This window comes from Bacillus litorisediminis, assembly GCF_022808645.1.
GTDB lineage: Bacteria > Bacillota > Bacilli > Bacillales > JC228 > Bacillus_BF > Bacillus_BF litorisediminis.
In genome coordinates, this window is record NZ_JAKZKT010000006.1 from 78,412 (window position 1) to 104,807 (window position 26,396).

The 26,396-nt window shown below is 37.9% G+C and carries 26 protein-coding genes; 22 read left to right on the top strand and 4 right to left on the bottom strand.

Going from position 1 to position 26,396, the window contains the following annotated elements; all coding sequences use genetic code 11:
- The first annotated feature begins 170 nt into the window (after positions 1–170).
- From MLE14_RS04855 to phoU, 10 genes are all read left to right on the top strand, one after another.
- Positions 171–1,805, top strand: coding sequence for a Na/Pi cotransporter family protein (locus MLE14_RS04855; protein WP_243297206.1), 1,635 nt, complete (start codon positions 171–173; stop codon positions 1,803–1,805).
- Between the two features lie 101 nt (positions 1,806–1,906).
- On the top strand, positions 1,907–2,389 hold the full coding sequence (locus tag MLE14_RS04860) for a DUF456 domain-containing protein (RefSeq protein WP_243297284.1): 483 nt from the start codon (positions 1,907–1,909) through the stop codon (positions 2,387–2,389).
- 132 nt (positions 2,390–2,521) lie between these two features.
- Positions 2,522–3,130: a superoxide dismutase gene (sodA, locus tag MLE14_RS04865; protein ID WP_243297207.1), complete on the top strand. Its 609-nt coding sequence runs from the start codon at positions 2,522–2,524 to the stop codon at positions 3,128–3,130.
- Between the two features lie 264 nt (positions 3,131–3,394).
- Complete coding sequence (locus MLE14_RS04870; RefSeq protein WP_243297208.1) at positions 3,395–4,612, top strand: MFS transporter; 1,218 nt, start codon at positions 3,395–3,397, stop codon at positions 4,610–4,612.
- A 134-nt stretch (positions 4,613–4,746) separates the two neighbouring features.
- On the top strand, positions 4,747–6,924 hold the full coding sequence (locus MLE14_RS04875) for a peptidoglycan D,D-transpeptidase FtsI family protein (RefSeq protein WP_243297209.1): 2,178 nt from the start codon (positions 4,747–4,749) through the stop codon (positions 6,922–6,924).
- Positions 6,925–7,200: 276 nt separating this feature from the next.
- On the top strand, positions 7,201–8,175 hold the full coding sequence (locus tag MLE14_RS04880) for a PstS family phosphate ABC transporter substrate-binding protein (RefSeq protein ID WP_243297210.1): 975 nt from the start codon (positions 7,201–7,203) through the stop codon (positions 8,173–8,175).
- 52 nt (positions 8,176–8,227) lie between these two features.
- Complete coding sequence (gene pstC, locus MLE14_RS04885) at positions 8,228–9,184, top strand: phosphate ABC transporter permease subunit PstC (RefSeq protein ID WP_243297211.1); 957 nt, start codon at positions 8,228–8,230, stop codon at positions 9,182–9,184.
- Positions 9,184–10,062, top strand: a complete 879-nt coding sequence (gene pstA / locus MLE14_RS04890; protein WP_243297212.1) for a phosphate ABC transporter permease PstA — start codon at positions 9,184–9,186, stop codon at positions 10,060–10,062. Before pstC ends, pstA begins: the two co-directional genes overlap by 1 nt.
- Positions 10,063–10,091: 29 nt before the next feature.
- Complete coding sequence (pstB, locus tag MLE14_RS04895; RefSeq protein WP_243297213.1) at positions 10,092–10,910, top strand: phosphate ABC transporter ATP-binding protein PstB; 819 nt, start codon at positions 10,092–10,094, stop codon at positions 10,908–10,910.
- A 68-nt stretch (positions 10,911–10,978) separates the two neighbouring features.
- Positions 10,979–11,638: a phosphate signaling complex protein PhoU gene (phoU, locus tag MLE14_RS04900; RefSeq protein ID WP_243297214.1), complete on the top strand. Its 660-nt coding sequence runs from the start codon at positions 10,979–10,981 to the stop codon at positions 11,636–11,638.
- Positions 11,639–11,684: 46 nt separating this feature from the next.
- On the opposite strand, the gene MLE14_RS04905 is transcribed toward phoU, so the two are convergent.
- Both MLE14_RS04905 and MLE14_RS04910 read right to left on the bottom strand, forming a co-directional pair.
- Positions 11,685–12,194, bottom strand: coding sequence for an endolytic transglycosylase MltG (locus MLE14_RS04905; RefSeq protein WP_243297215.1), 510 nt, complete (start codon positions 12,192–12,194; stop codon positions 11,685–11,687).
- Positions 12,194–12,556 carry a hypothetical protein gene (locus tag MLE14_RS04910; RefSeq protein ID WP_243297216.1) on the bottom strand — a complete coding sequence of 121 codons (363 nt, stop codon included), beginning with the start codon at positions 12,554–12,556 and terminating at the stop codon, positions 12,194–12,196. Before MLE14_RS04910 ends, MLE14_RS04905 begins: the two co-directional genes overlap by 1 nt.
- A 627-nt stretch (positions 12,557–13,183) precedes the next feature.
- Here MLE14_RS04910 and MLE14_RS04915 point away from each other — a divergent pair.
- From MLE14_RS04915 to MLE14_RS04935, 5 genes are all read left to right on the top strand, one after another.
- Positions 13,184–13,606 carry a hypothetical protein gene (locus tag MLE14_RS04915; protein WP_243297217.1) on the top strand — a complete coding sequence of 141 codons (423 nt, stop codon included), beginning with the start codon at positions 13,184–13,186 and terminating at the stop codon, positions 13,604–13,606.
- Positions 13,607–13,664: 58 nt separating this feature from the next.
- Positions 13,665–13,814, top strand: a complete 150-nt coding sequence (gene rpmG / locus MLE14_RS04920; RefSeq protein WP_097157332.1) for a 50S ribosomal protein L33 — start codon at positions 13,665–13,667, stop codon at positions 13,812–13,814.
- A gap of 297 nt (positions 13,815–14,111) precedes the next feature.
- Positions 14,112–14,681, top strand: coding sequence for a 5-formyltetrahydrofolate cyclo-ligase (locus MLE14_RS04925; RefSeq protein ID WP_243297218.1), 570 nt, complete (start codon positions 14,112–14,114; stop codon positions 14,679–14,681).
- An 83-nt stretch (positions 14,682–14,764) separates the two neighbouring features.
- Entirely contained in the window at positions 14,765–14,944 is a 180-nt protein-coding gene (locus tag MLE14_RS04930; RefSeq protein ID WP_243297219.1) for a hypothetical protein, read from the top strand.
- Positions 14,945–15,069: 125 nt separating this feature from the next.
- Positions 15,070–16,626: a rhomboid family intramembrane serine protease gene (locus tag MLE14_RS04935; protein ID WP_243297220.1), complete on the top strand. Its 1,557-nt coding sequence runs from the start codon at positions 15,070–15,072 to the stop codon at positions 16,624–16,626.
- On the opposite strand, the gene MLE14_RS04940 is transcribed toward MLE14_RS04935, so the two are convergent.
- A complete protein-coding gene (locus MLE14_RS04940) occupies positions 16,598–17,467 on the bottom strand; it encodes a hypothetical protein (protein WP_243297221.1) in 870 nt (289 codons plus the stop codon). The genes MLE14_RS04935 and MLE14_RS04940 overlap by 29 nt on opposite strands.
- Positions 17,468–17,628: 161 nt before the next feature.
- Between MLE14_RS04940 and MLE14_RS04945 the strand changes: the two genes are divergently transcribed.
- From MLE14_RS04945 to MLE14_RS04970, 6 genes are all read left to right on the top strand, one after another.
- Positions 17,629–19,098: a spore germination protein gene (locus tag MLE14_RS04945; RefSeq protein WP_243297222.1), complete on the top strand. Its 1,470-nt coding sequence runs from the start codon at positions 17,629–17,631 to the stop codon at positions 19,096–19,098.
- A gap of 113 nt (positions 19,099–19,211) precedes the next feature.
- Positions 19,212–19,427, top strand: a complete 216-nt coding sequence (locus MLE14_RS04950; protein ID WP_243297223.1) for a YqgQ family protein — start codon at positions 19,212–19,214, stop codon at positions 19,425–19,427.
- Positions 19,424–20,368, top strand: a complete 945-nt coding sequence (locus tag MLE14_RS04955) for an ROK family glucokinase (protein ID WP_243297224.1) — start codon at positions 19,424–19,426, stop codon at positions 20,366–20,368. Before MLE14_RS04950 ends, MLE14_RS04955 begins: the two co-directional genes overlap by 4 nt.
- A 328-nt stretch (positions 20,369–20,696) precedes the next feature.
- Positions 20,697–22,586, top strand: coding sequence for an LTA synthase family protein (locus MLE14_RS04960; RefSeq protein WP_243297225.1), 1,890 nt, complete (start codon positions 20,697–20,699; stop codon positions 22,584–22,586).
- A gap of 138 nt (positions 22,587–22,724) precedes the next feature.
- Positions 22,725–23,912, top strand: a complete 1,188-nt coding sequence (locus MLE14_RS04965; protein WP_243297226.1) for a M14 family metallopeptidase — start codon at positions 22,725–22,727, stop codon at positions 23,910–23,912.
- 248 nt (positions 23,913–24,160) lie between these two features.
- A complete protein-coding gene (locus tag MLE14_RS04970; protein WP_243297227.1) occupies positions 24,161–25,273 on the top strand; it encodes a YqgU-like beta propeller domain-containing protein in 1,113 nt (370 codons plus the stop codon).
- A gap of 29 nt (positions 25,274–25,302) precedes the next feature.
- On the opposite strand, the gene MLE14_RS04975 is transcribed toward MLE14_RS04970, so the two are convergent.
- Entirely contained in the window at positions 25,303–25,476 is a 174-nt protein-coding gene (locus MLE14_RS04975; protein WP_243297228.1) for a DUF2759 domain-containing protein, read from the bottom strand.
- 259 nt (positions 25,477–25,735) lie between these two features.
- On the opposite strand from MLE14_RS04975, the gene MLE14_RS04980 reads away from it, so the two are divergent.
- Entirely contained in the window at positions 25,736–26,362 is a 627-nt protein-coding gene (locus tag MLE14_RS04980) for an MBL fold metallo-hydrolase (protein ID WP_243297285.1), read from the top strand.
- Positions 26,363–26,396: the final 34 nt, after the last annotated feature.

Sequence of the window (26,396 nt, forward strand, 5' to 3'; positions counted from 1 at the left end):
TAGTTTAGACCGGAAAAAGGTGTAAATCAAATAATTCGTAAATCACGATATTACAAAAGTAAATATAATGTTAAGATTTTGTAAACATACTTTACTTTTTCTTAATACTTCATTAATAATTGTATGGGGTTTTCAGACAAATATTGCGTGGATTTAAGGGGTTGAATCGTTTGGAAGGTATTGATATACAAAGATTAATATTTGAATTTTTAGGCGGTCTCGGGATATTCCTTTTAGGCATTAAGTTCATGGGAGAGGGATTACAAAAGGCCGCTGGTGACAAGTTGCGCGATATTCTCGACAGATGGACATCTAATCCATTATTAGGTGTTCTTGCAGGAATGTTAGTAACCATTTTAATTCAGTCAAGTTCTGGTACCACTGTTATTACTGTTGGATTAGTAAGTGCCGGTTTTATGACATTGCGACAAGCAATTGGTGTCGTTATGGGGGCCAACATTGGTACAACTGTCACCGCATTTATTATTGGAATCGATGTAGGTGCATATGCATTGCCGGTTCTTTTTGCAGGAGTCGTTTTTTTATTCTTTTTTAAGAATCGCCAGTGGCAAAATCTTGGTCAAGTTTTATTCGGATTCGGTGCTTTATTCTATGGATTAGAATTAATGAGCGGAGGAATGAAACCCCTGCGTTCATTGGAGGCTTTTCATGATTTAACAATTGAAATGGCGTCAACTCCGATTCTCGGGGTCGTTGTCGGGACTTTATTTACAGTGATTGTTCAAAGTTCATCCGCTACCGTTGGAATCCTTCAAGGATTGTATGAGCAAGGTCTCGTCAATTTAAGTGCTGCATTACCGGTATTATTTGGAGACAATATCGGTACGACCATTACCGCAGTAATTGCTTCTATCGGAGCATCGGTAGCAGCGAAAAGAACGGCAGCCAGCCATGTGATGTTTAATGTAATTGGGACAATTATCTTTTTAATATTGCTTAAACCTTTCACTATATATATTGAGTATTTAACTCAAGTTCTCGATTTAGGGCCAAAAATGCAAATTGCTTTTGCACACGGAACTTTTAACGTAGTAAACACATTAATTCAATTGCCGTTTATTGCTTATATTGCAAAGGCAGTAACGAAGATCGTGCCTGGTGAAGACACGTATGTAGAGTATAAAGCCAAACACTTAGATCCGATTTTTATCGAACAAAATCCGTCGATTGCAATAGGACAGGCACAAGAGGAAGTCCTGCGTATGGGACAGCTTGCAATTAAAGGCTTAGAAGAGTCATTTGATTTCTTACAGACAAAAGCATCGAAGCACTCTGAAGTTGCCCTTCAGTTAGAGGATGCGATTAATAACCTTGACAAAAAAATTACGGATTATTTAGTAGAGCTTTCGCGCAGATCATTATCTTCAGCTGAGTCTGAAAGACATTCCTTGCTGATGGATACAGTTCGTGACATTGAGAGAATCGGAGACCACTTTGAAAACATCATTGAATTGGTGGATTATCAATTAGCCAATAAAGTCGTCATATCTGATGATGCGATGCAAGACCTTGAAGGAATGTTTAATTTATCGATTAAAACTCTAAAAGATGCGATTGAGTCTCTTGATCAAAACGATTTAAATTTGGCTAAAAAGGTAAAAGATGAGGAAGACCAAATTGACCAAATGGAGAGAAAGCTTCGCAAACAGCATATTGTTCGTTTGAATGAAGGCTTATGCTCTGGCCAATCAGGTATCGTTTATGTAGATATCATTAGCAACTTAGAGCGGATTGGTGATCACAGTGTCAATATTGCAGAGGCTGTATTAGGAGAAAGAAATTAATTTTAATGGAAGATGCTGATGAGATGTACAGCATCTTTTTAGTTTTTGACGAAAGGAGATTGTATAATGGATGCAAACGCAATTACAGGAGGTGTGGTCCAATCGAAACGTTTAGCTGGACGATTGCTATTGTATTATGGCTGGGAGCTTTTGTAGGATTAATCTATCCGATACTCCCAAGCTCTGTTTTAATTTTTGCTTCATTTTTGATTTACGGCTGGCTTGTAAGTTTTGCCCCTTTTAACTGGTTATTTTGGGTGATACAAGGCTGTTTTTTTCTGCTGCTATTTATCGTTGATTATGTGGCAAACGCTTTAGGTATTAAAAAATTTGGCGGCACAAAAGCTAGTATGTGGGGCAGTACGATTGGGTTATTAGCAGGTCCCTTTATTATTCCTTTTGCAGGGATTATATTAGGTCCATTCATCGGCGCAGTCCTTGGAGAAATGATTGTTTCAAAAACCCCATTCACACAAGCGGTTAAAATCGGATTGGGGTCTGTTGCCGGATTTATTGGAAGTGTATTTGTAAAGGGAATGATCATGGCGGCTATGATCATATACTTCATTGTGCTGGTACTATAATTTTTCTCATTAAAAACAAAGCTTTATATTTGAAAGTCCCCATTAGATTTGGTAATCTAAGGGTAATCCAACATTTCTCAATTTATTCCAAGACTTGAGAAATGAAATTTACATATTTGGGAGGAATATCAGATGGCATATGAATTACCACAATTACCTTATGCGTATGACGCACTTGAGCCTCACATCGATAAAGAAACAATGAACATTCACCACACTAAGCATCATAATACGTATGTAACGAATCTTAATAACGCATTACAAGGCAACGAAGAGTTATTAAGTAAGTCTGTAGAGGATCTTATTTCTAATTTAGATGCGGTTCCTGAAGCTGCACGTACTGCTGTAAGAAATAATGGGGGTGGACATGCTAACCACTCTTTATTCTGGACAATTCTTTCTCCAAATGGAGGAGGAGAGCCAACTGGCGAAGTTGCTGAAGCGATCAATGCAAAATTTGGAAGCTATGACAAATTCAAAGAGGAATTTTCAGCTGCAGCGGCAGGCCGTTTTGGTTCAGGCTGGGCTTGGCTTGTTGTAAACAATGGCGAGCTTGAAATCACAAGTACTCCTAACCAAGACTCTCCATTAATGGAAGGCAAAACGCCAATTCTGGGTCTTGATGTTTGGGAGCATGCTTACTACTTAAATTATCAAAACCGTCGTCCTGATTACATTAAAGCTTTCTTTAATGTGATTAACTGGGAAGAAGTTAACAAACGTTATAACGCTGCGAAGTAAATAAGAAATGGAGGGGATCAGATTGGTCCCCTCCATTTTTTTGAATTTGATTATGAAGCAGGCTGCTCCGGTATTGATGAATATGAATGGTTAATCAGCGGATATTGCAATTTATAAAAAAAATTTACGGTTTATCAATGTTTACTAAATAATGTCCAACTCCATCATGCCAGCAACTGCAGTTCTCCCCATCCATTCGACAAAAAATGTATAATGTCTCCCCTTCATTCAAACAATAAGGTTATGAAAAAGGGGAGACCTATCATGAGTTATTTTAAAAAATGGATCGGTGATGTGGATCTTTCCAAAGATTTACTCCTCCTGCTAATAATAGGTGGATTATATTCGCTTAGCGTCGCCTTATCCAATACTTTTGTGAATATTTATTTATGGAAACAATCAGAAGACTATGTAGATTTAGGGTTATACAACTTAGCTGTTGTCGTATTTCAGCCTTTAACTTTCATTCTCGCAGGACGGTGGGCAAAAAAAGTGGATCGGGTCATTGTCCTTAGAATGGGAGTTTCTTTTTTAGCAATCTTTTATACGACAGTCCTGTTGGTTGGAGAAAAAGCTTCGCAATTTATCTTCCTGCTGGGAGCTTTATTAGGAATCGGCTATGGTTTTTACTGGCTTGCCTTTAATGTTTTGACCTTTGAAATAACAGAGCCGGAAACAAGGGATTTTTTTAATGGTTTTACAGGGGTATTATCCTCTTCAGGCGGCATGATCGGTCCGATTGCCTCAGGGTATATTATTTCAAATTTAAGTGAATTTACCGGTTATACCATCATATTTTCACTTTCATTGGGCTTGTTTATCTTAGCCGTTATATTAAGCTTCTTTCTGCAGAGACGCCCGGCTTCAGGAAGGTATCTTTTTATCAGAATCATAAAGGAAAGGCAGTTTAATAAAAACTGGAAATATATTACGAATGCCCATTTTTTTCAAGGGCTTCGTGAGGGAACCTTTGTATTCGTGATTTCCGTTTTTGTTTACCTGTCTTCAGGGAGTGAAATGGGATTAGGAACGTATGGGTTAATTAATTCGGCCATCTCCTTTTTGGGCTACTATATCATTTCACGGATTATTAAAACGAAACATAGAAAACGATCGATATTAATTGGCGGGGTCCTTTTATATGCAGCGATTTTTTTGATTGTTTTTGATGTTTCGTATGCGAAATTACTGTTGTATGGAGGAATAATTGCGATTGCCTATCCGACCTTGCTGGTTCCTTATATTTCGATGACTTACGATGTGATTGGCACAGGCTGGAGGGCAGCGGAAATGAGAATTGAATATATCGTTGTCCGTGAGATTTTCCTTAATTGTGGGCGTATCGTCTCAATCCTATCCTTCCTTTTTACAATCCATTTATTTAATCCAACCGAGGGTTTGCCTTTTTTGCTAATGATATTAGGTGCTGGCCATCTAATTATTTACTTTTGTGTAAGAAAGGTGCAATTTCAATCCACTTAAAAAAGAGAACTGAGGGGTTCTCTTTTTTTTGACAAAAAATTGTCAATAAAAAGTGGTTCGTTTTTTACTAGAATTCCTCAGTAATATTCCTTACAATAAAGAAAGAACAAATATTAGAGAGAGTGTGAAAGCTTATGGGAAAAAAGAAGAAAAAAACCCATATCCCCTTTCGTTTAAATATTTTATTCTTTTGTGTGTTTTTGTTATTTTCTGCCCTGATTTTTCGGCTTGGCGTAGTTCAAATCGTAAATGGGGAGGATTATTCGAAAGCCATTGAACGTACAGAAGAAATTACGGTAAACAATTCTGTACCACGGGGGAAAATGATTGATCGGAATGGGAAGGTAATCGTTGATAATATACCGCTCAATGCCATTACGTACACTCAGGAGCAATATGCTGATCAAAGCAAGATGCTTGAAGTGGCGGAGCGGCTGGCGTTACTCATTGAAAAAGATACTGATGATTTAACTGAGCGGGAAAAGAAAGATTTTTGGCTGATGACACATCCAGAAGAGGCTGAAGCTCTCATCACTGAACAGGACAGACAAGCTCTCGAGGATGAGAAAATTGATAGCCTTTATGAGGTTCAGTTAGAGCGGGTGACGGAGGAGCATATTAAGTCTCTTACGAAAGAAGAACTAGAAGTAGCTGCAATCTACTTTGAATTTATTGGTGGTTATGCTCTCACACCGCAAATTGTAAAGAATGAAAATGTTACGGCAGAAGAATTCGCAGTTGTCAGCGAAAATCTAGAAGCGCTCCCAGGTGTTGATACTACGACAGATTGGGAAAGATACTATGCATTTGGTGATACGCTGAAATCTTTATTGGGTAAAGTATCGTCTGCTGAAGAGGGGCTGCCTCGTGAAGAGCTAGACTATTATACAACACGAGGATACAGTTTAAATGACCGCGTTGGTCTTAGCTATTTAGAAAAAGTGTATGAAGACCTCTTGCATGGACAAAAGGCTAAGGTTAAAACGGTTACCGATAATAATGGAAATATCATGGATACAGAAGTGATTTCTGAAGGGGAACGGGGTAAAGACCTAGTCCTGACCATTGACATGGAGCTTCAGCAAAAAGTCGAACAAATTATTGAAGAAGAATTAATGGAGAAAAAACAGAGACCTGGCACCGATTACTTGGATCGTGCTTTTGTAGTTATAATGGACCCTTACACAGGTGAAATATTAACGATTGCCGGTAAGCTATATCAAAAGAATGAAAAAACAGGCAAATTGGAAATGCAGGATTTTGCTTTAGGAAATATAACAACTTCCTATGTAATGGGGTCCGCTGTTAAAGGCGCAACTGTTCTTACAGGATATGAAGAGGGTGTCCTTGAGGTTGGCGGAAGGTTATACGATGAAGTGATTAAAATTGCGAAGACCCCTGAAAAAAGTACGCTTAATGGAGCACTTGGATGGATTGATGATCTAAGAGCTATTCGCAGGTCATCTAACGGTTTCATGTATAAAATTGCGATTGGAATCGGTGATGGAAATTATCAGTACAACCAGCCATTGCCTTTACGACAAGATTCTTTAGATATTTTCAGAAGAAATTTTGCCCAATTTGGTCTTGGGGTACCGACAGGCATTGATTTGCCAAATGAGCAGATTGGATACAAGGGTCCTTTTGGATCTGGTTTTGTACTAGACTATTCAATTGGACAATATGATTCCTATACTCCGCTGCAAATGGCGCAATATGTATCCACAATCGCAAATGACGGGTATCGGATGAAACCGCAGTTAGTGAAAGAAGTTAGAGAACCTATATTAGACCAAGAACATTTAGGACCTATTCTCGATACCTTTGACCCTGTTGTGTTAAACCGTTTAACCATGTCACAAGATGAAATTGATCAGGTACAGCTTGGTTTTTATCAAGTGATGAACCATTCAGAAGGAACGGCACGTTCGTTCCGGGATCTTCCGTATGAACCTGCCGGAAAGACAGGAACAGCTGAAACCTATATATATGACCCAGAATTAGAAAGAGCTGTTCCAACTACTAATCTTTCATTGGTTGGCTATGCTCCATACGAGAACCCTGAAATTGCAATTGCCATAGTGGTTCCTTCAGCTTATCAAGGTAATGCCAAGCACAATATGAACTTAGATATCGGTCAAAAAGTATTTAATGCCTATTTTGAATTAAAAGAAAGCCGCAGTACTGAAAATAATCCTGTTCAAGGTATTCAAAATATAGATGAAGTACAGGAAGGGCAGGAAACAATTCGCGAAGAAAATGAACAGGGCATCGCAGAAGAAAGTGATCAAGAAGAAACTAGCACACCATAAAACAAAAACCTGATGTGACAAATTGTTCACATCAGGTTTTTTGTCGTTTTATGAACAATAAGAGAAGGAACTGAGGCAAATTGCTTATTCTATCGTTTTTCATATTTTACCCGAAACAGGTAACACTAATTACATAATCGTCGGGGTTCCATGATTATGCCTATTTTATCGCGATTTACAAAACGTTAACATTTCGTTTATACGTGGTTAAAACTCTGTCTGTATTCTAGACATGTAGGACAACAAATTACAAAAGTCTTAGGGGGAATTCTTACAATGAACTTCTTTAAAAAATTCGGTCTGCTTGCCCTATTAGCAGCTGTAATGGTTTTTGCTGCGGCATGTGGTACAGACCCAGAAACTGATAATGGAGAAGGTAACGGAGCAACTGGCGATGATAGCGAAACTGCTCTTTCTGGTGAAATTGCAATTGATGGTTCTTCAACCGTTTATCCAATTATGGAAGCTGTAGCTGAAGAATTTACGCTTGCTAATCCTGATGTAAAAGTAACAGTTGCATTTTCTGGTACTGGCGGCGGATTTGAAAAATTCATCGCAGGTTCTACACAAATGAGTAATGCTTCTCGCCCAATCAAAGATGAAGAAGCGGCAGCTCTTGAAGAAGCAGGTATTGAATATACTGAATTCGAATTAGCAAAAGACGGATTATCTGTTGTTGTTAACCCTGAAAATGATTTTGTTGATCACCTAACAGTAGAAGAATTGAAAAAAATGTGGATTGAAGACGGTACTGTGAAAAAATGGTCTGATATTCGTCCGGAATGGCCAGACGAAGAAATTAAATTCTATTCTCCTGGTACTTCATCAGGAACATATGATTACTGGAACGAAGTAATCCTTGAGGATGAGCCAATGGTTAAGGATGCAACACTTTCTGAAGATGACAATGTTCTTGTAACTGGTGTAACTGGTGATAAATACGCGATTGGATTCTTCGGTTATGCTTACTATCAAGAAAACCAAGATAAGCTAAAAGTGGTTCCTATTGATGGAGGAAACGGTCCAGTTGAACCAACTGCTGAAACAGTTGAATCTGGTGAATATGCTCCATTATCTCGTCCGCTCTTCACTTATGTAGACAATGCAGCGATTAAAGAAGATCCAGCGGTTTATGAATATGTGAAGTTTTTACTTGAAAACTCAGCTGATCTGGCAGCTAGCGTAGGTTACGTAAGTCTTCCAGAAGAAAAATATACAGAACAGCTTGAACTTCTTGAAACATTAAAATAAAAAATTTGGGGAGAAGCGCTTTTTTCGAAGCGCTTTTCCTGGTGTAATTTGGATGGAAGGGGTTTTCATCTTGGAAAAAACAAAACAATCGTCAATTCAACAGATGATAGAGGAGAATAAATCAAAAAGAAATACTAGCTCTACAATAGAGAAAGCAGTGCCTTGGATTTTGTTAGTGATCGCAAGTGTATCGGTTTTAACGACCATTGGAATAGTTTTAACATTAGTCTTTGAAACTATTACTTTTTTTACTAAAACTTCATTTTGGGCATTTTTAACAGGAACCGAATGGTACCCATTTACAGGTGATGCATCTTACGGTGTATTAGCGTTAGTTAGTGGAACACTAAAAATAACAGTCATTGCCATGATCGTAGCTGTGCCTATTGGTCTGGGAGCCGCCATTTATTTGAGTGAGTATGCTACAGATAGAGCCAGAAGAATTATTAAACCGATTTTAGAAGTATTAGCAGGAGTTCCAACCATTGTGTATGGCTTTTTTGCGCTTACTTTTGTAACGCCTCTTCTAAGGGAGCTTATTCCAGGCATGGAAATCTTTAATGCGCTAAGTCCCGGTATTGTAGTAGGAATTATGATTATCCCGATGATTGCATCTTTATCCGAGGACGCAATGGGGTCTGTTCCTAAAGCGATTCGAGAAGGGGCTTATGCAATGGGAGCAACTCGTTTTGAAGTGGCATTAAAAATTGTTTTTCCTGCTGCACTTTCAGGAATAGTTGCTTCTATTGTACTGGCTGTTTCAAGAGCAATCGGAGAAACCATGATTGTTTCGATTGGGGCGGGATCAACTCCAACCTTTGATTGGAATGTCTTAGAATCCATCCAGACGATGACAGGATATATTGTTCAAGTTAGTACAGGGGATGCGGGATTAGGTTCAACGATTTATTATAGTATCTTTGCCGTCGGCTTTACCCTGTTTGTATTCACCCTAGTCATGAATATGCTTGCTCAATTTATTTCACGTCGCTTTAGGGAGGAATACTAATGAACTTAATCGATCATTCAAAAGTAACGAAGAGAATTTCGCTAAGGCTTACCATGAATATTTTATTAAATGGTCTATTCTTATTTGCGACCATTTTTGGGCTTCTTGTGCTTGCCATTCTTCTATATCGGATATTCACTCAAGGAATTGGGTTTTTAGATATCGATTTCTTAACAAATTTTGCTTCTCGTATTCCTGAACGAGCAGGAGTAGTAGCTGCTTTGGTCGGATCCATTTGGCTAATGGTTGTGGTTGCTCCTATCTCCTTACTTTTAGGGGTAGGTACAGCCCTTTATTTAGAGGAATATGCGCAAAAAAACAAACTGACTCAGCTCATTCAAATTAATATTTCTAACCTTGCCGGTGTTCCTTCCATTGTGTTTGGATTGCTGGGGCTGGCGATTTTTGTTCATGCATTGGCCTTTGGAACAAGTATTTTAGCTGCATCACTAACCATGAGTCTTCTAATATTACCCGTGATTATCGTAGCATCACAGGAAGCCATCCGAGCTGTGCCAAAGGAATTGAGAGAGGCATCTTATGGAATGGGCGCTACCAAATGGCAAACGATTGTAAAGGTTGTATTGCCTGCTGCGATTCCAGGAATCTTAACAGGCGGGATTTTAGCTCTTTCTAGGGCAGTTGGAGAGACTGCTCCATTGATTGTTATCGGGATTCCGACATTTGTTCCATTTTTGCCGTCATCTATTTTAGATTCATTTACAGCTTTGCCAATACAAATTTATGACTGGACGAGTAGGCCACAAACTGATTTTCACGATTTGGCTGCAGCCGGAATCATTGTGTTGCTGATTTTTATCATTCTGATGAATTCCATTGCTGTCTGGATTCGCAACAAATTTGAAAAGAGATATTAATCATATAAGGATTGAAAGGGGTTTTCAAAATGCAGCAAACTTTGGCTAAAATAGAGAAAAAAGAAATCAATAACCAAGAAAATAAACCGAATGCTAAAATTGTATATGAAACAAAACAATTAAACCTTTGGTATGGGAATAACCATGCATTAAAAAACATTAACTTAGATATAACGGAAAACGAAGTGACAGCTATTATAGGTCCTTCTGGGTGCGGTAAATCAACTTATATTAAAACCTTAAACCGTATGATTGAATTAGTCCCTAATGTAAAAACCGCTGGTGAGATTAATTATCGCGGTAAAAATATTTTTGATAAATCGTATCGAGTTGAAGAACTTCGGACAAAAGTCGGAATGGTTTTCCAAAAACCAAATCCTTTCCCAAAATCCATCTATGAGAACATCGCGTATGGGCCAAAAATTCATGGGATTCGAAATAAGAAAATTTTAGATCAAATCGTTGAAAAAAGTCTTCGCGGTGCAGCACTATGGGATGAAGTGAAAGATCGTTTAAACGAAAATGCCTATGGTTTATCTGGAGGTCAGCAGCAGCGTCTTTGTATAGCCCGCTGTCTAGCCATTGAACCTGATGTAATTTTAATGGATGAACCAACATCTGCCCTTGACCCAATTTCTACCCTCAAAGTGGAAGAGCTTGTTCAGGAACTGAAAAAGGATTATAGTATTATCATTGTTACACATAACATGCAGCAAGCGGCTCGGATTTCAGACAAAACAGCATTTTTCTTAAATGGAGAAATAGTAGAATTTGCTCCTACGGATGTTATTTTTTCCAATCCAAGTGACAAACGGACTGAAGATTATATTACCGGTCGTTTTGGATAAAAACATCATGATTATAAAATCGGTTACCATCATTCCTGATCATTCATTTTGCATAAGGGGGCAGAAAAATGCCAGTTAGAGAACAATTTGAAATTAATTTAAAAGAGCTTCAGGATAAATTAATTCAATTAGGAAACTTTGCGAAATCGGCTTTAATCAATGCATTAGACGCACTTGAAAATCAAGATGTTGAAAAAGCCCTAGAAATAATGGATGAAGATGTAAATGCGGATTTACTGGAAGATGAAATTAATGATACCGCTATATTATTAATTGCAAAGCAACAGCCAGTTGCGATTGACTTAAGAAGAATTATTGTTGCGATTAAGATTGCCTCGGATCTTGAACGGATGGCAGATTTTGCTGTGAACATAGCTAAATCAACGATCCGAATTGGCAATCAGCCTTTAGTAAAACCGATTGATTCGATTAAAAAAATGCATGAAAGCACAATTAAAATGATCGAATTAGCTATTGAAGGCTACTATCAAGAAGATTTAGTTAAAGCAAAAGAATTAGCGGATATCGATGACGTAGTAGATGATCTTTACGGCTCAACGATTCAAGAATTACTTTCTTTAATGCAAACCCAGCCGGAAAATCATTCACAAATTACACAATTATCGTTTGTGTGCCGGTATTTGGAAAGAACTGCAGACCATGCAACCAATATTGCTGAATACATCTTTTATTTGGTTAAAGGGCGCAGATACGATTTAAACCAGTAACTCAGTTACCCAAAAAAAGGGCTGACATCCATTGGAGTCAGCCCTTTTATCTACCTTTGGTAATAATAGATGTAATCACTTCAAATGACATATCGCTTCTAACTTGATAGGAACCAATTTGGATGGCCCCGTCTAACTTCCTGTCTATTAAATATTGCTGGAATACAAATGAATCATCAATAATCCCATTTTGCTCTAATCTTTCTGCCACATCACTTGAATTCATTCCTGCTGCAATAGTTAATGTGTAGGATTTGACTTCATCCTTTGTTTCTTTTGCAGGTGTTTGACTTGTGGAGACACTTGAGTCTTCAGTTTCTGCAGCTGTAGCTTCTACAGATTGTTCCCCTGCCGGTTTACCGGTTACAATTTGTGCCTGTAAATCATTCCATTCAGCTGTCGTTAGTACCTGATAACCGTTCTTTTTCAATTCAGCAATTGCTTGATTGGGATCGATATTATTACTATCATTATCTGAGTTATAAACACCTAATAAACTGATACATGCAGTTAAAAACATCCCCGCTGCGAATCCCTGTAATAAATGTCGCTGCATTAAAGAGCCCCTCTTTCTGTGCCCTTACCCTCAATGATTTTTTCTACATCGTCTTGGCTTAAGGCAGACTGAGATGCAATTTGCTTGATTGGAATCCCTTGCTTATGTAAGGAAAGAACTTGATTCACTATAATTTCATTTGGTTTAACAGTATCCGCAGATAGAGGAGATGTGCTGTGATCAACAAGAAGTTCTTCCTCTAATACTTTTAATCTTTTTTTAAATTGATAGGAATCTTGGATTACCTGATAAGAAAGCTCCTCTAACTCTGTTTCCATTTGTTTGATGCGGTTAGGCATAAACATAGAAACTATGAAAATTAAAACCGATGCTGCAATTACTACATAAAGTAGAAACTCCATATTATTCCACCCTTTGCTGTCAGTCTAAAATAGTTATAACATACCTGCAGTTTTTAAGGAACAAAATTGAGCAAACTTCGTCAAAATGTAATATTCCCTTGTCGCAAATAAACGAAAATCCAATGAAAATTTACATCGAATGATAAATGACCTTCTCTTAAAAATTTTTCTTCTGTCCATACTTCAGAACTGTCATAGGACCAACATTTTACGACAAAATGTGTTTATTGTCTGAATATTTTTCAGGTGCTACCATATATATATGATGACATAAAAAAATGCAAATAAGCATACTATAGTCATTTAATCATCCCAAATCGGACATCAGTTAAAATTGCATACTTTTTAAAAATTTGTCTGCAAATAAAAGTACAAGCTGTTGGATAAGAGGCTAAAAGATTTACAAAAAAAAGAAGGAAATGGTGGGCTATGAAAGCAAATCTTAATCTTTTTTCAGATTTATTGTCAATGCCGGAATCTTCGCGTCAACGCCTGGAAACAAAGAGTGTGCTAAAAAGTTATATTTGGTCGGATGGTATGCTCACATTAACCACTTCTAAACAAAACCCTATAAATCCTATAACGTACAAATCACAAAGTTTTTCCTTAGGAACAAAGGGGAAAATTTTGAAAATTGACTTGTGTAATCAATCCGCAATCGATCGACAGGTTAAACTTTTCTTCGAAAGTGAGTTTATTCCTCAAATTCAGCAATACGCCTATATATCTCCCAAAAATGATTGTATTTTTATTTTTAATGGAAAGAATATTCAATTAGTAAATGGCACCATTAATGGGGAATCCATAAAGCAATGTGCGGTTTTCTCTGCTAATGAATCGAAAAAGAAAATGAAAGCCAATCTAAAAAAAGGAAAGATCGATTACCAGCCGATTGCAAGAGGAGCCCTCAGTTCCATGTTTTCACTAGAAACTGAAATACCACAAGGTGAAACAGTAACTGCCTGGGCATGGGCGGTTCAGGGGGAAACAACTCATGATGTTTTACGGTGGAATGACGAAATCAAGAAAAACGTACTAGCATTGTCCTAAAAAAAATGGTATCATAGAAAAGTCGTGTAAGATGTATTTATAGTTTGGAGGGAAAACAATGCGCGTGAATATTACATTGGCTTGCACAGAATGTGGTGAGCGTAACTATATTTCCACTAAAAACAAGCGTACGAACCCAGATCGTCTTGAGCTAAAGAAATATTGCCCAAGAGAAAAACGTACAACTGTACATCGTGAAACTAAGTAAGCAGCAGGATATTTATCTTCGCTGCTTTTTATTTTTTTGTTTTGTTAAGCTCTTTGTTTAGAGTACAAGGTTGATTGGAGTTAGAGGTGCGAGACTCATTCCCACTGCCTCACATTAAAAATTTCAAGAATTTTATCAAGAGCAGTGGAAATACGGGACAGGCGAGACCCCGGAGGCGATAATCGGTACCGCTCGCGGAAAGCGTTTGCCTGTAACGGAAATGAACAAGTAAGTTTAACAAAGCCTATTTTTTTGATCGAAGAGGTTTAATAGTATTTCAAACTTAGAGGGATTCAGATGAACAAGACGAAAGAATTGATTCGAAAAGAAATGAAGGGTATCCTTAAACAGCTTTCAAAACCGGAATATGAGCAAAAGTCATATTTAGTAGCAGAAAGGCTATTTAATCAACCAGAATGGAAAACCGCTAAAACAATCGGCATTACACTTTCTGTTTTTCCGGAAGTGGATACATATTTTATTATTAAACAAGCCTGGCTAGAGAGGAAACAGGTGGCTGTCCCAAGATGTATTGTAAACGAAAAACATTTGGACTTTAGACACCTTCGCACTTTTACCCAATTAGAAAATGTGTATATCCATTTATGGGAACCGAAGCCAGTTGAAACAGAGCTAGTTGAAAAAAAGGAGATTGACCTTCTAATCGTCCCTGGTTTAGCCTTTTCTTTAAACGGATATAGGATTGGTTTTGGCGGCGGATACTATGATCGCTATTTAGCTGATTTCCCAGGAAAAACAGTTTCTTTGGCTTTTCATGAACAGCTTATGGACATGATTCCAATTGATTCATATGACCGAAAAGTTCAGCGAATTGTGACTGACAAAGCTATTATTGAAACTAGCTAACTCTTGCATATAAAAAAACAATTATGCAAATTTGAAGGATAAAGCTTCATTCTCTTGCCAAACTAAGGGTAGGAGGGATTAGTATGTCTTCAATCATTAAATGGATGTTAGCAGGTGCAGCAGTTTTAACTGTTTATCGAAATCGGTATAAGATTGTCAATTTGTTATTAGGTCAGTATTTTATCCGGAAGCTGATCATACGGTATTCCATGCAGCTTCCCTTTTTACGTAACCGATTGATGCAAGGTACATTTAAGATGTAATTCTAGCGGACAGAAGAGGATTTACTCTTCTGTTTTTTATATATTTTGTAAGACAAACAGCATGTTCACAGGATAGAATAAAGATGATCGGGGTTATATGTGTTTCTTAGAGAGGGTGAAAACAATTGAGTTTTCGCGAATCGTATTTATTATGGAAACTTGCTTACGAATTAATTTCCTCAGGCAGGTATCAGCTAATTTATGAATCGCATAACGGAAAAGAATTGTGGTTAGAAAAGGTTGAAGGACATGAAGAGGCAGACCTCATCCACCTTAATCAATATGATCTGGACTGGTCGAATTGGCTGAGGCAGCACACGGATCTTTCGATTGATCAGGCACTCGATATAAAACAAAGTTTATATAAGAAAAATCTGTCTGTTTTGAACGTATACATAACCCCATATCCCCCCGTTGATGATGGATTTGCCCCTTTATCAGAATGGTACCACCCAACAGATAGCCCTGGATTGTCATGGTACACATTGATTTTAGATCAGGCAGATCAGGATAAAACTCTAAATATCATTTCACAAATGAGCGGATGTAAATGGAAGCAACCGTTCCTCATCACGCCTGATGAACATGATGTATTACAATTACGTGAGTACACTAAACAATGGGCCACTCATCAAAGACAAACGATAGAAAAGACGTTTCAAAATGGGAAACCTATTTTTACTTATTTATTTGTAGCCATTCAGCTGGCTGTGTTTGCCTGGATGGAGTTGGAAGGTTCAAGTGAAGACCCTAGAACTTTACTTGAATTCGGTGCTAAATTTAACCCGCTTATCCTCGCAGGAGAATGGTACCGTCTGATTACACCAATCTTTATCCACATTGGTGTTCTCCATTTGCTGATGAATACAATGGCTTTGTATTATCTAGGTACTTTAGTGGAGAGAATCTTTGGAAGCGTGCGGTTTTTCTTCATATATATGATTGCTGGCATTATGGGGTCAATTGCTAGTTTTGCTTTCAGTCCCAATTTATCCGCTGGAGCCAGCGGAGCTATATTTGGCTGTTTTGGTGCTCTCCTTTATTTTGGAATGTTACAGCCTAAGTTATTTTTAAGAACTCTTGGTTATAACATTTTTATTGTAATTGCACTGAATCTTGCTTTGGGATTTGCAATACCAGGCATTGATAATGCTGGTCATATTGGCGGACTTGTTGGCGGATTTACGGCAACGGGTATTGTTCATTTTCCAAAAAAGTTTCGTTTTTTTACTCAAATTATTTTTCTTTTTCTTACTTTTGGAATAGGAGCGGGTCTTCTTTATTCTGGTGCCCAAAACGGAGTTAAAGCGGAGGAAGGAACATATCTTGCTCAAATGGCACAAGGATATGTAGAAGAGGAAAATTTTGAAAAAGCATATAAGCTTCTCAATTCCTACGATTTTGATAACGGGGAACCCTCCGCTGATATTTATTTCATGATGTCGTACATCGAAATTCAGTGGCAGCAGTATGAATTGGCAGCTACACATTTAAAAAAAGTTATTGAAATCGATCCTAAATATCATCAAGCTTATTACAACTTAGCGCTCCTGTATTATCATGATGGTAAAATAGAGGAGGCTTACGAATTTGCTACACAGGCTAGAGATATCAAACCAAATGATGAGCAATATCGCAGCTTAGTAGATGAACTCACTCAATTTGTTGGCGGAGAACTATAGATTCTCCGCTTTTTGTTTCGGTTAGTACCAAAAGATGCGTTCGATCCTTTGCCAATAAAATAAGAGGCATGATACTATCTAAAGCATCTTCTTGGGAACTGTCTGGTTTTTTAATTCCCAAATAATAATTTTTGTAAAGCCCTTCCCATAATTGCCCTATTATTCTTTTAGTTTCGAGCAAGGAAAAACCAGGTAAGGGTCTATCATCAAATTGAGCTATTTGATTTAAAGGAAAAGCATCATATTGACCGAGATTTATATTATATTGCTTAGATGTATTCTGCCAGCTGTTTTCTAATCGATTCCTCACGACCTGGTCAATCGTATTCTTCCATTTTTCCTGTTCCTCATTTTCGGGATGCCGGAAACTTTCGAAGGGACTAAATTGAGAATCAATGATATAAAGATAATCACTGGAAAGCTTTTGTGCGCTGCCGATTTTTTCATCCCGGTGAATTTCCGAAAAATGAAAGCTGACAGCTTGGAGTAATTGTGAATCCTTAAAAAAGAGAGTGCTTTCTTGGAAAATGTCACTTACATTTTGTTTCCATTCTCCCATCTTCCCCTTCAGCCTTCCCCCTTCATATAAAAGAGCAACATCTTGGCGGTAAAAGGCTTTTTGATCTAAAGAAGATTGGCTTTTCCAGCTGACCTCATAAGGTCCATCAGGGCTTTTTTGGTTTACAGTGAGCGTTGTATAACCAGAATTATACCTTGCTGTTGGATCCGGAGGAAAATAGGTGAAGCTTTCTTCGGCTTTATTCGCTAAGTGATAATAAAACCCCGCAAATGCAAGGACAAAAGCAGTGAAAGTCATGAAGACCCATTTGTTTTTTAACATTTAACTATATTCCTCCTTTCCAGCATGCCTCTCAACACTATATGTTTGTCCAAAGCCTCTTATGAAGGCTTGGCCGAAATAAATGTATGTTTTTATAGGGGAAGGCCAAAAATGAATAGTATGAAATAATGAGATGTTCGGTTAATGGGAGTTGACTGATAATGACAGAAGCGAAGACCGACCTGAAATATCCCGTTTCAAAAAATTTGAAGGAAAATGTTAAAACCATAAACGATTTGCTGCAGGTAGATAAAAGCTTTGATGTCATCAGACTTGATTTAAATTATGCAGACCGTGATATGGCCATGTATTTAGTGGATGGATTTGCCAAAGATGATATCATTCACCTGCTCATGAAGTATTTAGCTAAATTAGAGGATGGCGTGCTTGATGATGATATTTTACAGCGTCTTTTAAAACGTCATATTCCTTATATTGAGATAGGAACAATTGATGATTTAGAGATTGCTGCAGAAACAGTGCTGGCCGGTCCAACAATTCTGCTTGTAGATGGTTTAGATCAAGTCATCCAGATTGATGCAAGAACTTATCCTGCCAGAACTCCACAGGAACCGGATTTAGAAAGAGTCGTTCGCGGAGCCAGGGACGGATTTGTAGAGACTCTAGTGTTTAATACAGCATTAACGCGAAGAAGAATCCGAGATAAATCTTTAAGAATGGAATATTTGCAAATTGGGAGAAGGTCCAAAACAGATATTGCTATTTGTTATATTGAAGAAATTGCCGACCCAAAGCTAGTAGAAATGGTACGGGAATCGATTAAAAATATCGATACTGATGGATTGCCAATGGCTGAGAAAACGGTGGAAGAATACATATCAGGGAGACACTGGAATCCTAATCCGGTTGTTAGGTATACAGAACGGCCAGACACAGTAGCTGTACATTTATATGAGGGACATGTCTGTATCATAGTGGATGGCTCTCCCAGTGTTCTCATTTCACCAACTACTTTTTGGCATCACCTCCAGCATATTGAAGAATATCGCAATAAGCCGATTGTGGGAGCCTACATGAGGTTGGTCCGATTTATAGCTGTATGGGGATCTTTATTTTTATTGCCCTTGTATTATCTCGTTTCGACTCATCCAGAGTTTTTGCCAGATGCTCTAGAATTTATCGGACCAAAGGATACGGGAAATATGCCTCTGCTCTGGCAGTTTATTATCATTGAAGTAGGGTTAGATATATTAAGGATGGCAGCGATACATACCCCTAATGCATTAGGAACGGCGTTAGGCTTGGTCGCAGCTCTCATGATTGGACAAGTCGCAGTAGAGGTAGGATTATTTATCAATGAGGTGATTCTTTATTTATCCATTGCTGCAATTGGAACGTTTACAACGCCAAGTTATGAGTTAAGCCTGGCTAATCGCCTTGTACGTATATTCATTTTATTCAGTACAGCATTGTTCGGGGTTTACGGATTTGTAATTAGCACAACGATTTGGATTTTGTGGCTGACCTCAGTCCGATCCTTTAATGTTCCGTACATGTGGCCTTTTATCCCGTTTAATTATAAGGCGTTTAGAGACGTTTTAATACGTTCACCGCTGCCGCTCAAAAATAGGAGACCGCGATTTCTTCATCCTAAAGATCCAGACAGATAAGACAGGAGTTAATCCTGTCTTTTTTCAATGGATGTAATGACTATGAATTTACTTGTGCATATTTCTTCCTTTCCATATACTTTAACTAGAAGTAAGAGAAGAGGGTAAAAAATATGAAAACATTATATGAGGTACAGCAGTTCTTAAAACAATATGGGACCATTATTTATATAGGAGACCGACTGGCGGATTTGCGTCTGATGGAAGACGAACTTAAGGAGCTTTACCGGTCACAATTAATCGAGACAAAGGATTATCAAAGTGCAATTATGCTGATTCGCAGTCAGATTACGAAAGAATTAGAACAAAGAGGGGTAGAGGAAAAATGAATGAGAAAATTTTAATAGGGATTGATTTAGGGGGCACTACAACGAAGATCGGAATGTTTTCAGAAATGGGAGAATTGCTCAATAAATGGGAAATCCCGACAGATGTAAGCAACAATGGAAAGCGAATTGTACCTTCAATTGCCAAATCAATTGAGGAGAAGCTGCATGACCTGCATATTGAAAAAAAACAAGTGATCGGTGTAGGGGTCGGAGCTCCAGGATCCGTTCATGTAGAGACAGGTTTAATTTTTGAGGCAGTCAACCTCGGGTGGAAACAGTTTCCATTAAAAGCGGAATTAGAAAAAACAGTTGGAATCCGGGCAACTATCGACAATGATGCCAATTGTGCTGCCCTAGGCGAAATGTGGATGGGTGCTGGAAAAGGCTCGAAAGACATGGTTTGTGTAACCCTTGGTACTGGTGTTGGCGGCGGTGTGATCACAAACAGACAAGTTGTTCACGGTATTAAAGGTGCGGGCGGAGAAATTGGACATATGACGATTGTCCCTGAGAATGGATTTTCATGTAACTGCGGAAAAACAGGCTGCTTAGAAACGGTAGCATCTGCTACAGGGATTGTGAGACTGGCTAAACAGCACCTTGAAAGCTTTACAGGTGAAACGCTCATTGATCAAGCAGCCCTTAGTGCAAAAAGCATATTTGAGGCAGCGGAAAAAGGTGATACTCTTGCAAACCAAATCGTTGAGAAAGTAGCATTCTATCTTGGCTTAGCTCTAAGTCATCTTGGAAATACATTAAATCCTGAAAAAATTGTAATAGGCGGGGGAGTCTCTCGTGCGGGAAATACTCTGCTTGAACCTGTTAATCAGTATTTTCGCAAGTTTACTTTTCCGACGGTTCAAGAATCGACAGACTTAAGTATTGCAACCCTTGGAAATGATGCTGGTATATATGGCGCAGCATGGTTAGCACAAGAATAATAGTCCCCCTCCTATAAACAAGCAGTATTCTTACAATGTCAGAAATTAAGATTTGAACCTAGGATCTCAATCAAATGTCACAAAGGGGCTATGTGTCAATAGTCTCATTTTCAAAAAAATGGACGAGTTTGAAACCATTTTATGGTTTTATCCGTCTATAATAGGGGTAACAAAATTTACATTAAATTATTAATCTAATTATATGTAAATTTTCATTTGATTTTTTGTTAACAACGTATTAAGATTATCCAAGGTTCAATTTCAAATCCTTTTTTTTCTAAAACTATAAATAAATTACAGGGGATGTAGTTTATAGGAGGTTATTCTTATGCGAAACGTAAAGTGGCCAAAGATTTCTCTTCTTGCCATTCCGACGCTGTTTCTTTGGCTTAAAACGTATATCGCCTATAAAACTAGCTTTTCAATTCCAATCGATAATGTGACACAAGAAATCATACTATTTATAAATCCGCTAAGTTTCTTGCTCATCGTGTTTGGGTTAAGCATGTTTCTAAAGGAAAAAAATCAGGGTCGATACATTTTCATCTTATATTTCCTATTATCAGCCGTTCTGTATGCCAATGTTGTTTATTATCGGGAATTTCACGATTTTATTACACTTCCGCTTTTATTTCAAACCGATAATCTCGGAGATTTGGGAGGAAGTATTGTAACTTTAATTCATCCGCTTGATATTCTATATTTTGTGGATGTAGTCATCCTTGCCTTATTAATGTGGCATAAACCCAATTTTTTAATAAGACCTTCATATTCGAAACGAATTCGAAGAGCTTACTTTTTAGTAGCTTTTGCGATTGCATTTTTTAATTTAGGTTTAGCTGAAGCTGAAAGACCGCAGTTGCTGACCAGAACATTTGACCGTGAAATCTTGGTTAAAAATATCGGAACCTATAACTATCACTTGTACGATATTTTTCTCCAGTCCAAGACTTCGGCTCAAAGAGCTTTAGCTGATGGAAGTGAACTCGCTGATATAGAAAACTATGTCAGAGCCAATTATAAAGAACCAAATCCAGAATTGTTTGGTGCAGCAAAAGGCAAAAATGTGATCGTGATCTCAATGGAGTCTACACAAAGTTTTGTTATTGGAGAAAAAATCAATGGGGAAGAAGTAACTCCATTTTTAAATGATTTTATTAAGGAAAGCTTTTATTTCGAAAACTTCTATAGCCAGGTAGGTCAAGGAAAAACATCTGACTCGGAATTCCTCGTTGATAATTCATTGTATCCTTTAAGCAGAGGAGCCGTTTTCTTTACTCACTCAGGTAATGAATATGAAGCTTTGCCGGAAATCTTAAACGAAAATGGCTATTTCACTGCTTCTCTCCATGCGAATAATAGCAGCTTTTGGAATCGTGACGTGATGTACCAGTCTCTAGGATATCAAAAGTTTTATGATGTGGAAGATTACGAGGTCCCTGAAGATGAAACGACAGAATGGGGATTGTTAGATATCCCGTTCTTTGAACAATCTATTGATCATTTAAAAGAAATGCCGAAACCGTTCTATGCGAAATTTATAACTCTGACAAATCATTATCCGTTTGAATTAGCAGAAGAATATAAATGGATTGACGAGTATAATTCAAACAGCGGCACATTAAATCGTTACTTCCCAACTGTCCGATACACAGATGAAGCGATCAAACTGTTTATAGAACAGCTAAAAGCAGAGGGAATATATCAAGACTCCATTATCATTATTTATGGTGATCACTATGGAATATCTCAAAACCATAATAAAGCGATGAGCCAGCTGTTGGGAGAAGAGGTAACTCCTTTTGTTCATACTCAGCTTCAACGTGTTCCATTAATCATCCATATCCCTGGAATGGAAGGAAAAACGATGGAGACGGTTGGCGGACAAATTGATTTAAAACCAACTCTACTTCACTTGCTAGGAATTTCGACGAAAGGAAATATTGACTTTGGTTCTGACTTGTTTGCTGAAGACCGTCTCGATTACGCACTGCAGCGTGATGGCAGCTTTGTAACAAAGGATTATCTGTATGCGGAAAATGTGTGCTATAGCAAGCAAACAGAAGAACCAGTTGATATTTCTCATTGTCAGCCTTTTATCGATATGACGGTCAAAGAACTAGAATACTCTGACAAGATTATTTATGGAGACTTGCTAAGGTTTTATGGCGAAAATGCCTCTAAAGAAGAAGCAAATAAAAATACTAATAAAGAATAAGTAATAAGGGGTCCTTTCGAGGAATCCCTTTTCTCGTTTCCAATAAATTATCCCTTATCCCTTTTCATTAGTACTTGCATTTTTTTAGGTGCTATTCATACACCTAAATATGTAGGTGCAAAGAAGGAGGGGAAATTCATGAGAGTAACGATACGTCCAGGAGATACGCTGTGGTATTATAGTCAACTATTTGGTATTCCGCTCCCGCTTCTTCTTGATTCCAATCCTGGCATAAATCCGAACGCTATCACTGCGGGTTCTGAAGTTCAAATTCCTGGATTTATCTCTGTGGGCTACACAATTAAATCAGGGGATAGCTTTTGGAAACTGGCTAATGAACGTTCTATATCATTAGATGCGCTTCTTTTAATGAATCCTTCAGTGAATCCTAATCAATTACAGCTAGGGCAATCGATTCGACTGCCTGAAAGGGTCATGTCCAGAATCATTGAAGGGAGAGTAAACTATGATTCTAGCCGGTTTCAAGAGGACCTTTCTGCCTTAGTTGAGATCTATCCATTTATCAAAATTGAACAAATTGGAGAAAGTGTATTAGGAAAGCCTTTGACTGAACTCCGAATTGGCAGAGGCGAGCGAATGATTCATTTTAATGCTTCTTTTCATGCGAACGAATGGATTACTACGCCTGTTCTCATGACATTTATCAATGACTATGTTTTAGCTTTGACGAACGGCGAGGCCATTAGAGGAGTCCAAACACTTCCGCTATATAATTTCAATACATTATCTGCAGTCCCAATGGTAAATCCGGATGGGGTTGATTTAGTGATTAACGGTCCGCCGCAAACTGTTAGAGAAGAAGTCATTGAGATGAATAATGGGAGTCTAAACTTTAATGGGTGGAAAGCCAATATTAGAGGCGTCGATTTAAATAATCAATACCCGGCCAATTGGGAAATTGAACAAGCAAGAAAACCTAAAGTACCAGGTCCGCGAGATTACCCTGGCAGGGCACCTCTTACTGAGCCGGAAGCAATTGCTATGGCTGAATTAACGCAGAGAAGGCAGTTCGCGCAAGTGTACGCTCTTCACACACAGGGTGAAGAATTTTATTGGGGGTACCTTGGGTACGAACCTTCATTCTCTGCTCAATTAGCCGAAGAGTTTGAAAGAGTGAGCGGATATCAGTCGGTCAGATATGTGGATAGTCACGCGGGGTATCGCGATTGGTTTATTTATATTTATCGCAGGCCGGGATTCACTTTTGAATTGGGAAGTGGCGTTAATCCGCTGCCAATTGCTCAATTCGATGAAATGTATCAAGCTATGTTAGGCGTTTTTCTGGTAGCCCTTTATAGAAGGTAGGAAAGGAAAAGGTGTTCTTCGCGGCAGGAGGGCACCTTTAGTAAGTTCATTAATTTTAAAGATGTGTAGTATAAAAGTCTCATACAATAAGATTAAGGGGTCGAACTCTTTTTATGTTACGAATGTCCTATTTTAGTAAATAAAGTAAAGAAATTGTTACAATTTGAAACATTTGCTGCAATATAATCGTCTATATACTTAGGGAGTTATGAACGCAGATATTTTGTAAATAAAAGGGGGGACACCATTTGCATAAATTAATCGGGTTAATCGCAGCATTATTTTTATTTTTAACAGCATGTGAAGATTCAAACAGTGTAAAACCAATTTCGGAAGTTCCTCCAACTACAAATGACACAGCTCAAAATTCCGTTGACAAACTGGTTGTCACTCCATTGACAGTACAGAATCGTGACCAAATTCAGTTTGTCGATTGGTTCTCAAATGAAGACGTTATTTATATTGAACATAAAAATCAAGAATCCACTATTTTTAAATATCATCTTCCATCAGGAGAAAAAACACCATTATTTGTTACACCTGGATTTGTTCAGCTCGCCGAGGTGAGTCCTGAGCGGGATCAATTGTTAATCCAATATTCATCCAAAGAAAATGAAGCTACATTAGCGGTTCTTGATGAACAAGGGAAAGTAAATGCTACCGTTACGATTCCGTCCGTTGAAGTTTATACAAACTGGAATCGAACCAATCAGGCAAAATTATTGGTAACAGCCTTTTCTGAGGACTGGAGCTATCAAAGCTACATTTGGGATACTGAGGCAATGCAGCTAGAGACAGTTGAGCTGAATCATCCCTTTGCTGAATGGGGCGGTTCGAGTACATTTCACTACATTGAATGGGACGAAAGTCAGCCGAGTCTGTTAGCCCCATTAAAACAAATAGATTCATCTGGTAAAATCTCCACACTAGCAGAAGATGTTTATTATGCTAAGTCATTTGGCGAATGGTTTTTTACTCTATCTCCTTCTGAACTTTCAGAGGATAAAGGTACCTATCAGTTTTACAGTTCTAACGGGAATCAGCTTGGACAAATGGATGTCTTTCACTTAAATAGCTACTCAGAATGGCTTATTCCATTTTATGATGATATAAATAAACAGAATGAGTTTTTTTTCTTTCAGCCTGTTGAGGGCGGGCAAGCCGATTTATACAACAAAGGGTTTATTTTAACATCCTATCAGCTAAATACAGGAGAAAGTAAAATTCTTATGGAAGGACTTGAAAATTTACCAATCGAGTGTTCACCGAATGGCAGCTATTGTATGTATGGATATCAATTAGAAAATATTCTCTTAATTAGTGAGCAAAAAATGGTACCGCTGATAAAAGAAGAAAATTAAAAAGCAGATGCTTTTCAGGCATCTGCTTTTTAGTGTACAGCGGGATAACCGCTATTAAGAAATGTCATAACTGTGAACCAGCCAATTACTAGAAAAGTACCTAGTCCGAATATAATTCCTAAGATATTTTTGTTTCTAAGAGACGTATAAGTGCCAATCGCAGCTAGGATAGTCACGAGAGCAAAAATAATAACTAAACCCATTTTTTAAGCTCCTTTCGATCAGGCAAAAGTTCGATATGTATATGATACCCTTTTCATTCCCTCATTATTTTATAGGTTTTTTTATGGTTTGTCGAGATAAAACAATACTTTTTCAACGTTTAGACAAAAGTAGGGAAAAGTTGCAGAGAAAATTTAGCTTTATCATAACGCATCTTCCTGAAATCATACGTATCTGATTGGCTGCATGATTTTGTTATAATAGATATAAATACACTGAACTAAAGGGGTGTGATGTATGATTAAATGGAAGAGAATGCCTGTAGGACCGGTCGCAGCCAATTGTTATATTGTATGGAATGACAGTAAAAACTGCCTAATCATTGATCCGGGGGGAGAAGCAGAAAAAATAAGATCGGCTATAAACAAATTGGAACTGACACCAAAGGCCATATTACTGACCCATTGCCACTTTGATCACATAGCGGCTCTTGAAGACATTCGCACATTTTATTCAATTCCTGTGTATGTTCATGAAAATGAAGCGAAGTGGCTGCTTGACCCTGCTTTAAACGGATCCCAGTTGTTTAAGGTAGGAATCGTTCGCTGTAAGCCCGCCGACCACTTTTTTACATCAGAAGGTACACATGAAGTAGAAGGACTAAAATTTACATTGTTCGAAACTCCAGGTCATTCTCCAGGGAGTGTAACTTTTTATTTTGAAGAAGCGGGATTTGTTATTTCAGGTGATGCTTTATTTTACGGAAGTATCGGCAGGACTGATTTGCCCGGTGGAAATCATCAGGAGTTAATAAAAAGTATTAAAGAAAAATTATTAACTCTCCCGGATGATACAATTGTCCTATCTGGCCATGATCAGGAAACAACGATTATCCATGAGAAAGAATTTAATCCGTTTTTAAAATAGTTTTTTCTTGCTTTTAGCAGGAATTTATTAATCC